Source organism: Streptomyces sp. NPDC007896 (assembly GCF_042959425.1).
Lineage (GTDB): Bacteria > Actinomycetota > Actinomycetes > Streptomycetales > Streptomycetaceae > Streptomyces.
In genome coordinates this window covers 180752-193404 of the sequence record NZ_JBIBKX010000019.1, presented here as the reverse complement: position 1 = coordinate 193404, position 12653 = coordinate 180752, and the positions used below count along the sequence as shown (strand labels likewise).

Genomic DNA, 12653 nt, shown 5'->3' with positions numbered 1-12653 from the left:
ACTGCCGGCCCCTGTCCCTTCGGGTCGCCTCGTCCTGATACGTCAGCGATGTGCGGGGACCGACGCGCGTGCGCCCTGGGAATGCAACCCCCCTTGCGCCGCGCGGGCCAGCTCCCGTCGATCCGGGTGGCTGCCCGGGGCGAGCGTGGGCCGTACCTCGACGTCGGCCACCAGTCCGCGTGCCGAGGCCACCCGCCACAGGGAGGCGAGCAGCGAGTCGTTCCCGACGAAGGCGGGCGCGGTGCTCGCCACTCCCCCGGCGAGCCGGTAGTGGATGTGCACCGGCTGGACCGGCACCCCCGCGTCGAGCGCGGCCTGGAAGACGGCCCGCCGGAAGTGCCCCTGCGCCCTGCCGCACCAGGTGCTGCCCTCCGGGAAGGCCACGACGGCCGCCCCGTCGCGCAGCAGCCCGGCGATCCGCGCCACCGTGTCCGGGAGCGCGCGCAGCCGGTCGCGCTCGATGAACAGGACGCCGCCGCGCGCGGCCAGTGGTCCCGCCACCGGCCACTGCCGGATCTCGGACTTGGCGAGCATCCTGGCCGGCCGGACGGCGGCGAGGAGCGGGATGTCCAGCCAGGAGATGTGGTTGGCGACGATCAGCAGCCCGCCGGTGGGGACGGCGGGGCCGGTGATCCGTACGCGGACGCCCGCGGCCCGCGCGATCGCCCGGCACCAGCGCCGTACCGGCTCGGCGGGGATCCGCCCGCCGAGCGGCAACAGCACGACCCCGGTGGCGACCACCACCAGGACCGCCGCGAGCCGCAGCACGGCGCGTGGTACGGCCGTGGCGGACCCCGTCGCCTCGACGCACGCCCTGGGGGTGCAGGGCGCGCTGGGCAGCCAGACGCTCATCAGGCCGGGACGAGCGAGAGGAAGTGCCGCAGATAGCGCGGGTTGACCCGGCGCATCGACAGCAGCACGAACAGGTCCGCGACCCCGAAGTCCGGGTCGTGCGCGGGTGCGGCGCAGACCCAGGCGCCGAGCCGGAGATAGCCGCGCAGGAGCGGGGGCAGTTCGGTGCGGGGCCGGCGGATAACACCCTCCGCGGTCCAGGGCAGCAGCGGTCGTACCTGGTACTCGTCGGGTGCCAGGTGCTTGGCCTGCACCCGGTCCCAGGTTCCGGCCGCGAGCTCGCCGCCGTCGGCGAGCGGGATCGAGCAGCAGCCCGCGAGCCACTCGTGGCCGCCCTCGACCATGTAGCGGGCTATCCCGGCCCAGATGAGGCCGATGACGGCGCCGTCGCGGTGGTCGGGGTGCACGCAGGAACGCCCGACCTCGACGAGTCCCGGGCGGATCGCGTCGAGCGGGGTCAGGTCGAACTCGCCCTCCGAGTAGAGCCGGCCGGCGATCGCGGCGCGCTCCGGGGGCAGCAGGCGGTAGGTGCCGACGACCTGGTCGGTCAGCGTGTCACGGACCAGCAGGTGATCGCAGTAGGCGTCGAAGGCGTCGATGTCGAGCCCCGGCTGCGGCGTGGTCAGCAGGGCGCCCATCTCCCCGGCGAAGACGTCGTGCCGCAGCCGCTGCGCGGCCCGGACGTCGGCCTCGGAACGGGCGAGGGAGACGGTGTAACGGGTGGGGGCCAGGGGCTGCGGGGGGCTGTCGAGGGTGGAAACGCCGGTCATGGCACTCTCCTGGTCACGGGCCGGTTCGGCACAGCGGCGGCAGACCGGTTCGGTACGGCCCGCGCGCTCCTGTTCTTCCGATGCAGGTTGGCGTGCGCGTGACCTGTGCCAGGAGCCAGGATGTGGGGATGTTGAATGCCAGGAGATTCCCCGAATGCGAGACGGGGCCGGGGATGAGCACCACCTCCCGGCCCCGCCCGTCCGCACAGATCCGGCGAACGTTTCCTTAACAACGGGCCTCGGCTGGAGCGCCCCGCCAGGGGCGCGGGGCTGTGACATCATGCGGCTCCGCCGCGTGGGCGCAATCAGCCCCCACCGGCCCGCGGTCGAACCACCGCCTCAGCGACGCCCTGACTTACGAGCCGCCCGCAGCCACTCCTTGTTCATCCCGGTGATGGAAACCAACGGAATCCCCTTCGGGCAGGCGGTGGCGCACTCCCCGGCCAGCGTGCACCCCCCGAACCCCTCCTCGTCCATCTGCGCCACCATGTCCAGCACCCGCGTCTCCCGCTCGGGCGCCCCCTGCGGCAGCACGTTCAGATGGTTGATCTTCGCCGAGGTGAAGAGCATCGCGGCCCCGTTGGGACAGGCGGCCACACACGCACCGCACCCGATGCACTCGGCGTGCTCGAACGCGAAGTCGGCGTCCGGTTTCGGTACGGGCGTCGCATGGGCCTCGGGCGCCGCGCCGGTCGGGGCGGTGATGTAGCCGCCGGCCTGGATGATCCGGTCGAAGGCCGTCCGGTCCACGACGAGGTCCTTGACGACCGGGAAGGCGGAGGCGCGCCAGGGCTCGACGTCGATGGTGTCGCCGTCCTGGAAGGACCGCATGTGGAGCTGACAGGTGGTGGTGCGCTCGGGCCCGTGCGCGTCGCCGTTGATGACGAGGCTGCACGCGCCGCAGATGCCCTCGCGGCAGTCGTGGTCGAAGGCGACGGGGTCCTCGCCCTTGAGGATGAGTTCCTCGTTGAGGGTGTCGAGCATCTCCAGGAAGGACATGTCGGCCGAGATGTCGTCCACCTCGTACGTGGACATCGCTCCGTCGGCGTCGGCGTTCTTCTGGCGCCAGACGCGCAGGGTGAGCTTCATGCGTAGCTCCGCTGGGTGGGGTGGACGTACTCGAAGACCAGGTCTTCCTTGTGCAGGACGGGCGCGGCGCCGGTGTCGGTGAACTCCCAGGCGGCCGTGTAGGAGAACTCCTCGTCCTTGCGGGCGGCCTCGCCGCCCTCGGTCTGGGACTCCTCGCGGAAGTGGCCGCCGCACGATTCGGAGCGGTGCAGTGCGTCGAGGCACATCAGCTCGGCGAGCTCCAGGTAGTCGACGACGCGGTTGGCCTTCTCCAGGGACTGGTTGAACTCCTCACCGGTGCCGGGGACCTTGATGCGCCGCCAGAACTCCTCGCGGATCTGCGGGATGCGCTCCAGCGCCTTGCGCAGACCCGTCTCGGTGCGGGCCATGCCGCAGAACTCCCACATGAGTTCGCCGAGTTCGCGGTGGAAGGAGTCGGGGGTGCGGTCGCCGTCGACGGCCAGCAGCAGCCGCAGCCGGTCCTCGGTCTCGGCCAGCACCTCCTGGACGGCGGGGTGTTCGTCCGTCACCTCGGCGTGGTGCGGGTTGCGGGCGAGGTAGTCGTTGATGGTGGACGGCAGCACGAAGTAGCCGTCGGCGAGGCCCTGCATGAGGGCCGAGGCGCCGAGGCGGTTGGCGCCGTGGTCGGAGAAGTTGGCCTCGCCGATCGCGAACAGGCCGGGGATGGTGGTCTGGAGGTCGTAGTCGACCCACAGTCCGCCCATCGTGTAATGCACGGCCGGGTAGATCCGCATCGGCACGGTGTACGGGTCCTCGGCGGTGATCCGGGCGTACATGTCGAAGAGGTTGCCGTACTTCTCCTCGACCTTCGCCCTGCCCATGCGCCCGATGGCGTCGGCGAAGTCCAGGTAGACGCCCTGTCCGCCCGGGCCCACCCCGCGGCCCTCGTCGCAGACGTTCTTGGCGGCGCGGGAGGCGATGTCACGCGGGACCAGGTTGCCGAAGGAGGGGTAGATGCGCTCCAGGTAGTAGTCGCGCTCGTCCTCGGGGATCTCGTTCGGCGGGCGCGTGTCGCCCTTCGCCTTCGGGACCCAGATACGGCCGTCGTTGCGCAGCGACTCGCTCATCAGGGTGAGCTTGGACTGGTGATCGCCGGTGCGCGGGATGCAGGTGGGGTGGATCTGGGTGAAGCAGGGGTTGGCGAAGTAGGCGCCGCGCCGGTGCGCCCGCCAGACGGCGGTGGCGTTGGAGTTCATGGCGTTCGTCGAAAGGTAGAAGACGTTGCCGTAGCCACCGCTGGCCAGGACGACGGCGTCCGCGTAGTACGTGTCGATCCGGCCGGTGATGAGATCCCGCGCCACGATGCCGCGCGCCCGTCCGTCGACCACGATCAGGTCGAGCATCTCGGTGCGCGGATGCATCTCGATGTTGCCGGCCGCGATCTGCCGCGACAGGGCCTGGTAAGCACCGAGCAGGAGCTGCTGGCCCGTCTGGCCGCGGGCGTAGAAGGTGCGGGACACCTGGACGCCGCCGAAGGAACGGGTGTCGAGCAGACCCCCGTACTCCCGCGCGAACGGCACGCCCTGGGCGACGCACTGGTCGATGATCTCGACCGAGATCTGCGCGAGGCGGTGGACGTTGGACTCGCGGGCGCGGAAGTCGCCGCCCTTGACGGTGTCGTAGAACAGCCGGTGGACGGAGTCGCCGTCGTTGCGGTAGTTCTTCGCCGCGTTGATGCCGCCCTGGGCGGCGATCGAGTGGGCGCGGCGGGGCGAGTCCTGGTAGCAGAACTGGACGACGTGGTAGCCCTGTTCGGCGAGCGTGGCGCCCGCCGAGCCGCCCGCGAGGCCGGTTCCGACGACGATCACCGTGTGCTTGCGGCGGTTGGCGGGATTGACGAGCTTGGCCTCGAAGCGGCGGGTGTCCCAGCGCTCGTTGACCGGGCCCTCGGGGGCCTTGCTGTCGACGACGGGCGTACCGGTCGTGTACGCGGCGTATTCAGAGGCTGCGGTCATGTCAGCTCACCAATCCGGTCATGACACCGACGGGTACGGAGATGAAGCCCACCGTCAGCACCAGCGCGAGGACGTTGGCGATGGTCTTGAGGGCGCGGTCGCGGGTGCGGCTGCCGGCGCCCATGGTCTGTGCGGCGCTCCAGAAGCCGTGCCGGATGTGCAGGCCGAGCGCGAGCATCGCGACGATGTAGATCACGTCGCCGTACCAGGTCGAGAAGGTGTCGATCACGTTCTGGTACGGGTGTCCGGACTGGAAGCCGCCGGGGTGCACGGTGCCGGTCGTCAGGTCGAGGATGTGCCAGACGATGAACAGGCCGAGGATGATCCCGCCCCAGCGCATCGTGCGGGTCGCGTAGCTGGACCTGGGCTTCTTGTGGACGTACTTGCTCGGGCGCGCCCTGATGTCACGGCGGCTGAGCTGGTACGCGGCGGTGGCGTGGGCGACGACGGCGACGACCAGGACCACGCGGATGATCCACAGGGCCCACTCGTAGTGCAGGAAGGGCTCGCCGAGGGTGCGCAGCCAGTGGGCGTAGTGGTTGAACTCGCCCGAACCGAAGAAGATCTTCAGGTTGCCGAGCATGTGGACGACCAGGTACAGCAGCATGATCAGGCCGCTGACCGCCATCACGGTCTTCTTCCCGACGGAGCTGTCCCACACGGTGCGCGTCATGGACGGTCGTCGGTCCGTCCGCGTTGCCAGAGCCATGTCTCAGAAGCTAGGGCCACGGGTGCCGATCGGTCCAAGACATGGTCCGGCTCGTTTCAATAGCTGGAGCCTATGATGGGTGGATGCAGTTCCAGCAGCTCCAGTACTTCGTGGCGGTCGCCGAGACCCGGCACTTCACCCGGGCCGCCGATCTGGTCCATGTCGCCCAGCCGTCCCTGTCCCAGCAGATCAAGGCGCTGGAAAGGGAGTTGGGGGCGGACCTCTTTCTCCGCGCGCGGGGCAACATCACGCTGACGGACGCGGGCGAGGCGCTGCTGCCACTGGCCCGGCGCATCCTGGCCGACGCGGACACGGCCCGGCACGAGGTGCAGGAACTGGCCCAGCTGCGCAGCGGCCGGGTCCGCCTGGGCGCGACGCCGAGCCTGTGCACCGGCCTGCTTCCGGACGTCCTGCGTGCCTTCCACGACCGCTATCCCGGTATCCGGCTGCTGATCGAGGAGGGCGGCTCCCACGATCTCGTACGGGAACTCGCGCGCGGCGCGTTGGATCTCGCCCTGGTCGTCCTCCCGCTGCCCACCCCCTCCCCCGCGCTGAATACGGTGGAGCTGCTGCGTGAGGACCTGGTCGTGGTGTCGTCACCGGACGCGCCAGCGCCGGGGACCGGTCGCACAGTGCGCATCCCCGATCTGGAGGGCGAACGCCTGGTGATGTTCCGGCACGGCTACGACCTGCGGGAACTGACCGTCGCCGCCTGCCGCGCCGAAGGCTTCGAGCCGGACTTCGCCGTCGAGGGCGGCGAGATGGACGCGGTGCTGGGTTTCGTCAGGGCAGGGCTCGGCGTGGCCGTCGTCCCGCGCATGGTCGCGACGCGCTCGGGACGCGGCCTGCGGGTGACACCGCTCGCGCGCCCCGGACTCCACCGCGTCATCGCCCTGGCCCACCGCAGCGATGTGGCTCCGCCCCGCGCGGCCCGCGAACTCCAGCGGATGCTGCTGGAACGCTGACCGGCGCAGGGGGCTTCGAAGGTCGGTCGCCGCGTCACCAGGTCGGGATGAAGCCGCCGTCGATGACGAAGTCGCTGCCGGTGATGTTGCGGGAGTGGTCGCCGGCGAGGAAGAGAACCAGGTCGGCGACCTCGTTCGGCTGGGAGAAGCGGCCGGTGACCGTGGCGCTGGACGCCTGGGCGACCACGTCGTCCGGAGTGATCCCGGCGGCTGCCGAGACCGTGGCCGCAACCCCGTCGCCGCCGAGCCACAGCTCGGTCTCCACCGGGCCCGGGCTGACGGTGTTGACCCGGATGCCTTTGGGGCCGACCTCCTTGGACAGCGCCTTGGAGAAGGCGACCAGCGCGGCCTTGCCCGCGCTGTAGTCGATCACCATCGGGTCGGGCAGCGTGGCGTTGACCGAGGCGACCGTCACGACCGAGCCCTGCCCGGCGGTCAGCATCAAGGGCAGGGCGGCGCGGGTGACCCGTACGGCTGTGAGGAGGTTCAGATCGACCGTGCGCTGCCAGTCCTCGTCGGTCACCGACAGGAATCCGCCCATGCGGGCGGGGGCCGCACCGACGTTGTTGACCAGGATGTCCAGCCGGCCGTCGGCCGCCGTCACGAGGCGCTCGGCGGCTCCGGGTTCGGCCAAATCCACCGGTACCCACGTGACACCGCCCTGCTTGACCAGCGCGTCGAGACCCGGCGTCGTGGTGCGCGACCCGGCGATCACCGTCGCCCCCGCTCCGGCCAGCGCCTCGGCGACGGCCAGTCCGATGCCCTTGCTCGCGCCGGTGACGACGGCGGTCCTGCCGTGGAGTTGCGTGCTCATCCAGCTCAGCTCCTTCGATTACTACTTCGATTACTTACTACTTCGATTACTTCGATCGGTGAAATGAGGCGTGCCACGAACCGAGGCGCGCCCGGGTCAGACGTCCGGGTCAGACACCTGAGGTGTCCCGGCCCTGGATGCCCTGCTCGGACAGCCACCGCAGGGCGTACTCGGCCACCGTCCGCCAGCCGTGGTCGACGACCAGGGAGTGGCCCCGGTCGGGGAACTGCTTGAGTTCGGTGACCGCCGACGAGTCGCCGTAGAGCTTGTACGCCGAGCGGGTCACGACAACGGGAACGGTGTGGTCGGCCTGGCCGGAGATCAGCAGGAGCCGCCCGCGGTCCGCGTTGCCGGTGGCCACGGCCGCCGGGGAACGCCGCGCGAAGCCGGCGAACGCGGCCTCGAACAGCGGCCGCCCCGGCGAGGGGATGGTGAGGCGCTCGTAGAGGTCGTCGGACTCGGTCTCCTCCAGCGCGTTGCCGAAGCCGTAGCGGAACTGCGCGGCGGTCAGGGAGACGGCGCGGCGCCGGTTGGCGGGGTTGCCCAGGACGGGGAAACCCGCCCGCAACTGGGCCGGCGGCAGCGCCTTGACGCCCTTGATCTGGGCCGGGTCGATGGCCACCGCGGCCCGGCCGAGACCCGCGCCGAGCAGCTTCTGCGCGATCAGTCCGCCGAAGGAGTGTCCGATGAGCACCGGCGGGCGGTCGAGGGAGCGGACGATCCCGGCGTAGCGCTCGGTGACGTCGTCGATGCCGAGCCCGGCGACGGCCTCGGGGTGGCGCCGGGCCTCGGCGACGGTGCCGGCCTCGCCGGGCCAGCCGGGTGCCAGCGGCGCGTAGCCGTGCTCCTCGGCGAGGTCGCCCCAGGGCTGCCACGACCCTGCGTGCAGCCACAGGCCGTGGATGAGGACGAGCGGGGTGCGCGGGTCGGACATGGCCTTCTCCTGGACTTCTCGGGGCCGCCCCGGGGGTGGCGCGACGAGTCCAGACTCCCTGGGCAGTCACGCCCGCCGAATCGGTCGAATGACTGCGGTGACCGACGTAGGCCGGTGTCCGTGCGGGTCGGGACTCATCCACCTTCGATGGAATGCCCCGCCTGCGCCAGCGCGTCCCGCAGCGACGCCCGCGAGGAGATGCCGAGCTTGGGAAAGACCCGGTAGAGGTGCGCCCCGACCGTGCGCGGGGAGAGGAACAGGCGGGCGCCGATCTCCTTGTTGCTCAGCCCGCTCGCGGCGAGCTCGGCGATCTGCCGCTCCTGCGCGGTGAGCGTGTCGGCCCCGCTCTCCGCGGCCCTGCCGACCGCCGCACCGGCCGCGCGCAGTTCGGCCCGGGCACGCCGGGCCCACGGCTGCGCGCCGAGTCGCTCGAACGTCTCGACGGCCTCCTCAACCTCGTCCGTGCGGCCGCGCGCTCACGGGCCCGGCGCAGCCACATCCCCTGTGCAAGGCGCACCCGGGCCAGCTCGAAGGGGAACTCCACTCCCGCGGGGTGGGCCACCGCCCGTTCGAACGCGGCCCGGGCTCCCGTGTCGTCGGCGGTCATCGCCAGGGCGGCGGCGGTGAGGAAGTCGAGGTGCGGCGAGATCGCGGGCAGGCCCTGGTCACGGGCGGCGAGGGCGTGGGCGCGGGCCTGGTCGGCTCGCCCGGTGTGCACGGCGGACTCCACCAGGTCCAGCAGGGTGCGTACGGCCTGCTGGGAGCAGGGCGTGAAGGCGCCCGGCGCGGTGAGGCCGCTCGCGTAGGCGTACGCCCCTTCGAAGTCCCCGGCCATGAGGTGCGTGGCGGCGCCGATGGCCTCGGCGAGCTGGGTGAGGTGGCCGACGCCGCGCGGGCGGGCCCGTCGGTCGAGCCTGCTCAAAGGCGGTGATCTGGGCGGTGAAGGCGGTGATGACGAATTCGGCGGCGCCCATGGCCTGGGCTGTTTCGCGGTCTCTCCTCCAGGTTGCCGCGCCACTCGGGATCGAGGTGGGCGAAGATCCGCTCGACGATGACGGCCTGGGCAGTGATCTGATCCTCATCACCAGCATGGCGCCGCCCATCAAACACGTCCTTGCCGCACGGCTGGCCGGGCGGCCGTGGCCGCACTACTGCAATGAGCACGAGATTTGGGTCTAGCCGGTCGCCGGCCAGTGACCCGCCCCGGTCTTGTGCGTTGAACACGGCACCGCGTGCATGAACATCCGACCCCCGCGGATGCGCGAGCGAGCCCGGACCGTCAACTGATCCGGGCTCGCGGGCTGTTCGGGCAACGGCCTCTAAAGATCGAACTCCAAGTGCTCGATGTCCGTGAGGCGCACCTCCTCCAGCTGTCCGGCGCGGCGGCCGCCGTCCTGGAAGTACACCTCCCTGAGCGCATCGGCCGCGATCTCCCGCAGCTCCTGGTCGCTGGCGCCCTGCTCCTGGGCGTCGAAGAGGCGCGCGGCGTAGCGGGGCGGGAGGGCGACGGTGAGGTGGCGGATACGGTCCTGGTCCGTCGACCCGATCGGCGCGGTGTAGCCGAGCCGGGCTCGGGTGTCGATGACGATCCCGCCCGTGTTGGCCGCCTTCTCCCGGGCCCTGGCCCGGATCTGTGGCTGCCACCGCTTCTTCACCTCGCGCTCCAGGCGGGCGGCGAGGTCCGGGCGGGGCTTTTTGATCTGGTCCTTCACGTACCGCTCGACGGTGCGCTGGGAGACCCGCAGCAGCTGGGCGACGACCTTGGTGCCCTTGTACTGCTTGACCAGGTACCGCATCTGGGCGCCGGCTGACTTCGGCGCGGGGCGGGTGAATGCCTTCTGTACCGCCTTGTCGAGGCCGTCCCCGAACGTGCTCATCGCCTGCTACTCCCCGCTGTCCTGGTCAGTGACGGTGCCGTCCTTGATGTAGCGGGCGAGGTTGAGCTCCGGGGCGTTGAACTGCTCCCTCACGCCCTCGCCCCACAGCACGCTCTGGGTGCCCTCGTGCTTGACCAGGCCCGGGTTGACCCCGAGCTTGAAGCCGCCCGGCAGCGGCTTGCCCTCCCGGTACGGCAGGAAGTCCACCGGGCTCTCGCCGTCGGCCGCGTACACGACGCAGTCGGAGAGGATCGCCACCGGGTACTGGCCGGTGAACGCCGCGTGCTTGACGATCTTGCGGTGCAGGTTGATCCGCGTGCGGGAGATGACCGCCGCGCGGATGTCCGGCCGCCACGTCGGGCGGGACAGCGCCCGCCACGGCTGGCCGGGCTTCCAGCCCTCGCCCCGGGGCCGCTCACGCAGCTTGCCCAGGCCGCCCTTGACCGTCGCCTTGACCGCCGAGACGACGAGCGCCAGCTCCGGGTCACGCTGCCGGTAGCCGTCCATCGCCGTCAGGAAGTCGGCCGGCGACAGGTCCGCGCCGACGCCGAGGTCGGCCATCGTGGCGAGGTAGGCGTCGCGCAGCCGGTTGTACCAGGAGTCGAGGTAGCGGCCGTTGTCGTAGCGCACCCACGCCTCGACCGGACGTACGTCGTAGCCGAGCTCCTGCGCGTAGGCCACGGTCGGCGTGGCGTACCAGGCCGGGCCTTCCGGTCGCTCGCCCTTCGGTGTGAACGGGCTGGGCAGCAGACTCGCGTCCAGGTCCGCCCACTTGTCCTTGCCGACCTTCACACGGGACAGGTCGACATGCGACAGGTCGACCAGCCACGAGCCGGGCAGCTTCGGGTCGAACACCGGCTGCTTGACCTGTGTCGGCTCGCCCAGCCCGACGACCAAGCCGTTGGCTCCGGCGGCGAAGGCCATGTTCACGTCGATGCCGACCAGGTGCCGCAGGGTGCACTCGGCATCGGTCATCGGCCGCGCCCAGTCGTACGCCTCCTCGAACAGCTTCTCCGCCGGGCCGCGCACGTGGAAACGCGGCAGGCCGGCCAGGAGCGGGTGCCCGTCCGGGGCCTCGCACGGGGCGCAGTCGACCGGGTCCTTGCCCAGTGAGCCGGGGTTGTGCTCGGAGTGCCGCTTGCCGTCGGCGCCGGGCTCGGAGGCGCGCGTCGGCGGGTGGAAGGCGGTCATCAGCTCAAGGCCGGTCACGGCGGTGGAGCCGCGCGGCGTCATCACCCGGGACGCGAACGTGCCCAGGAGCCGGGCGAGTTCCGCTGGTGCCAGCTGTGCGGCATGGCCCCAGTGGCGGGTGTCGAGCGCGTTCCAGGACGGGATGCACAGCTGCACGCACATCCGCTCGGAGCCCTGCGCCGGGCGGTAGATCCGCGCCCACGGTCCGAACCCGCGCTTGGTGAGCTTCCACTCCGCGCGGGACAGCTGCCTGATGACCTTGTGGCCCTCCGGGATCCGCCCGGCGAGCCTCTCGTCCTCGGTGAGGGCGACGGGCAGGCCGTAGCGTTCCAGCGCGGCCTCAGTGAGCACCAGCAGCGGGTCGGCGTCCTTGCCCGGCCCGGACAGTTTGGGCTGCCCGAGCTTGGCCTCCTTGAGGGTCCAGTCGACCAGGGACGGGATGGACTTGGCGGGAACGTCCAGGACCAGGCCGCCGACGCAGTACGCCAGCACCTGACCGTCTGTGTCAACGTCGATGACGGCGAGCGGCCCGTTCTCACAGCGCAGGTCGTCGTCGGCCTCCACAGAAACAGGACCGGCCGCCTTCCCCGTCGGCCGCCGGGACAACGGCGCCCCGGTCCGCGCCGGGCGGGCAGCGTGGCCGGAGCGCTGCAAAACGCCCGGCTTCGCGGCGACCGGCATGGTTTGCGGACCCATGCCCGCCGGTGCGGGCGGGGCCGCCGGGCTGGGCGCGAAGCCGGGATTGCCGTCAGGAGGCAAGGCGGGCTGCGGGTAGCGGTGGGCGAGACCGTCGAGCAGTCTGCGGTATGCCTCCAGGCGCTCCCCCTTCGGTTCGGCCCGGCCCGCCTCCCACGCGGTGATACTCGGTACGCGCACACCCAGCGCCTGGGCGATGGCTGCCTGGGTCAGACCGGCCGCCTCCCGCAACCGCACCCGCTCGGTCGGAGCGGGCAGCACGGTGCCGCCGTCGACCGCGGCGAGGAGTGAGTCGACAGCCGAGAACAACTCGTCGGGCTGATGCGTCATCTGCGTTTCTTCCTACTGTTACCGGACGCCCTGGCGGATCTCTTCGAGCCGCGTCATCAGCCGCTGGTAGCGCTGGGAGGCTGCCTGGGAGGAGTTCAGGCCCTGATGGACGGCGATCTGCCGCCAGTCCATGCCCCGGCGCCTCGCCTCGATGACCACCTGGGTCTCCAGCCGGTCCAGCTCCTCGCGCATGTCCTCGAACAGGCCCAGAGCGGCGCCCACGTCGTCCGGGATCACGCCCGGCTGCTGCCCGTGGTTGCTGTGTTCGCCGGCGGCCGCCAGCAGCCGCCCCACGAGCGATGCATCCTGCTCGACACGGCGCGCGGCCGTGGTGTCGTCCCCGGAAGCGGGGGCCAGTGCGGAAAGGCGGTCACGGGCCTGCTGACGGGAATCACGCGGCATACCCTCACCGTAGCGCACGCCGGCAATGAAACAACGATTCATTGTTTCATTGACGCCAGGGAGGGCTGT

General features: G+C 71.2%; 14 protein-coding genes. 2 read left to right on the top strand and 12 right to left on the bottom strand.

Features of this window, described 5'->3' with window-relative positions; all coding sequences use genetic code 11:
• Positions 1-42 precede the first annotated feature (42 nt).
• The 5 genes from ACFZDJ_RS44090 to ACFZDJ_RS44070 form a co-directional block, all read right to left on the bottom strand.
• Complete coding sequence (locus ACFZDJ_RS44090) at positions 43-852, bottom strand: 1-acyl-sn-glycerol-3-phosphate acyltransferase (protein WP_391067774.1); 810 nt, start codon at positions 850-852, stop codon at positions 43-45.
• Positions 852-1622, bottom strand: coding sequence for a GNAT family N-acyltransferase (locus ACFZDJ_RS44085; protein WP_391067772.1), 771 nt, complete (start codon positions 1620-1622; stop codon positions 852-854). The genes ACFZDJ_RS44090 and ACFZDJ_RS44085 overlap by 1 nt, the downstream gene beginning before the upstream one ends.
• Positions 1623-1961: 339 nt before the next feature.
• Entirely contained in the window at positions 1962-2711 is a 750-nt protein-coding gene (locus ACFZDJ_RS44080; protein ID WP_168513977.1) for a succinate dehydrogenase/fumarate reductase iron-sulfur subunit, read from the bottom strand.
• Positions 2708-4666 carry a fumarate reductase/succinate dehydrogenase flavoprotein subunit gene (locus tag ACFZDJ_RS44075; RefSeq protein ID WP_390936979.1) on the bottom strand — a complete coding sequence of 653 codons (1959 nt, stop codon included), beginning with the start codon at positions 4664-4666 and terminating at the stop codon, positions 2708-2710. Before ACFZDJ_RS44075 ends, ACFZDJ_RS44080 begins: the two co-directional genes overlap by 4 nt.
• A 1-nt stretch (position 4667) precedes the next feature.
• Positions 4668-5339 (bottom strand): succinate dehydrogenase, encoded by a 672-nt coding sequence (locus tag ACFZDJ_RS44070; protein ID WP_168498550.1) that lies wholly within the window; start codon positions 5337-5339, stop codon positions 4668-4670.
• A 119-nt stretch (positions 5340-5458) separates the two neighbouring features.
• Here ACFZDJ_RS44070 and ACFZDJ_RS44065 point away from each other — a divergent pair, with 119 nt between their 5' ends.
• On the top strand, positions 5459-6340 hold the full coding sequence (locus tag ACFZDJ_RS44065) for a LysR substrate-binding domain-containing protein (protein ID WP_390936977.1): 882 nt from the start codon (positions 5459-5461) through the stop codon (positions 6338-6340).
• A 34-nt stretch (positions 6341-6374) separates the two neighbouring features.
• Here the strand turns inward: ACFZDJ_RS44065 and ACFZDJ_RS44060 are convergent, their stop codons facing one another.
• The 4 genes from ACFZDJ_RS44060 to ACFZDJ_RS44045 all read right to left on the bottom strand — a co-directional run bounded on the left by ACFZDJ_RS44060 (position 6375) and on the right by ACFZDJ_RS44045 (position 9010).
• A complete protein-coding gene (locus ACFZDJ_RS44060) occupies positions 6375-7154 on the bottom strand; it encodes an oxidoreductase (RefSeq protein ID WP_391067769.1) in 780 nt (259 codons plus the stop codon).
• Positions 7155-7263: 109 nt separating this feature from the next.
• A complete protein-coding gene (locus tag ACFZDJ_RS44055; protein ID WP_391067768.1) occupies positions 7264-8088 on the bottom strand; it encodes an alpha/beta fold hydrolase in 825 nt (274 codons plus the stop codon).
• 134 nt (positions 8089-8222) lie between these two features.
• Positions 8223-8375 carry a LuxR C-terminal-related transcriptional regulator gene (locus ACFZDJ_RS44050; RefSeq protein WP_391067835.1) on the bottom strand — a complete coding sequence of 51 codons (153 nt, stop codon included), beginning with the start codon at positions 8373-8375 and terminating at the stop codon, positions 8223-8225.
• Complete coding sequence (locus tag ACFZDJ_RS44045; protein WP_391067766.1) at positions 8372-9010, bottom strand: hypothetical protein; 639 nt, start codon at positions 9008-9010, stop codon at positions 8372-8374. Before ACFZDJ_RS44045 ends, ACFZDJ_RS44050 begins: the two co-directional genes overlap by 4 nt.
• Before the next feature lie 5 nt (positions 9011-9015).
• Between ACFZDJ_RS44045 and ACFZDJ_RS44040 the strand changes: the two genes are divergently transcribed.
• Positions 9016-9267: a hypothetical protein gene (locus ACFZDJ_RS44040; protein ID WP_390936970.1), complete on the top strand. Its 252-nt coding sequence runs from the start codon at positions 9016-9018 to the stop codon at positions 9265-9267.
• 140 nt (positions 9268-9407) lie between these two features.
• On the opposite strand, the gene tpg is transcribed toward ACFZDJ_RS44040, so the two are convergent.
• Genes tpg through ACFZDJ_RS44025 form a run of 3 tightly spaced genes read right to left on the bottom strand, consistent with a single transcriptional unit; the run spans position 9408 to position 12584 of the window.
• Positions 9408-9965: a telomere-protecting terminal protein Tpg gene (gene tpg, locus ACFZDJ_RS44035; RefSeq protein WP_391067763.1), complete on the bottom strand. Its 558-nt coding sequence runs from the start codon at positions 9963-9965 to the stop codon at positions 9408-9410.
• A gap of 6 nt (positions 9966-9971) precedes the next feature.
• On the bottom strand, positions 9972-12182 hold the full coding sequence (tap, locus tag ACFZDJ_RS44030; protein WP_391067760.1) for a telomere-associated protein Tap: 2211 nt from the start codon (positions 12180-12182) through the stop codon (positions 9972-9974).
• A gap of 18 nt (positions 12183-12200) precedes the next feature.
• Entirely contained in the window at positions 12201-12584 is a 384-nt protein-coding gene (locus ACFZDJ_RS44025) for a hypothetical protein (RefSeq protein WP_391067757.1), read from the bottom strand.
• Positions 12585-12653 lie beyond the last annotated feature (69 nt).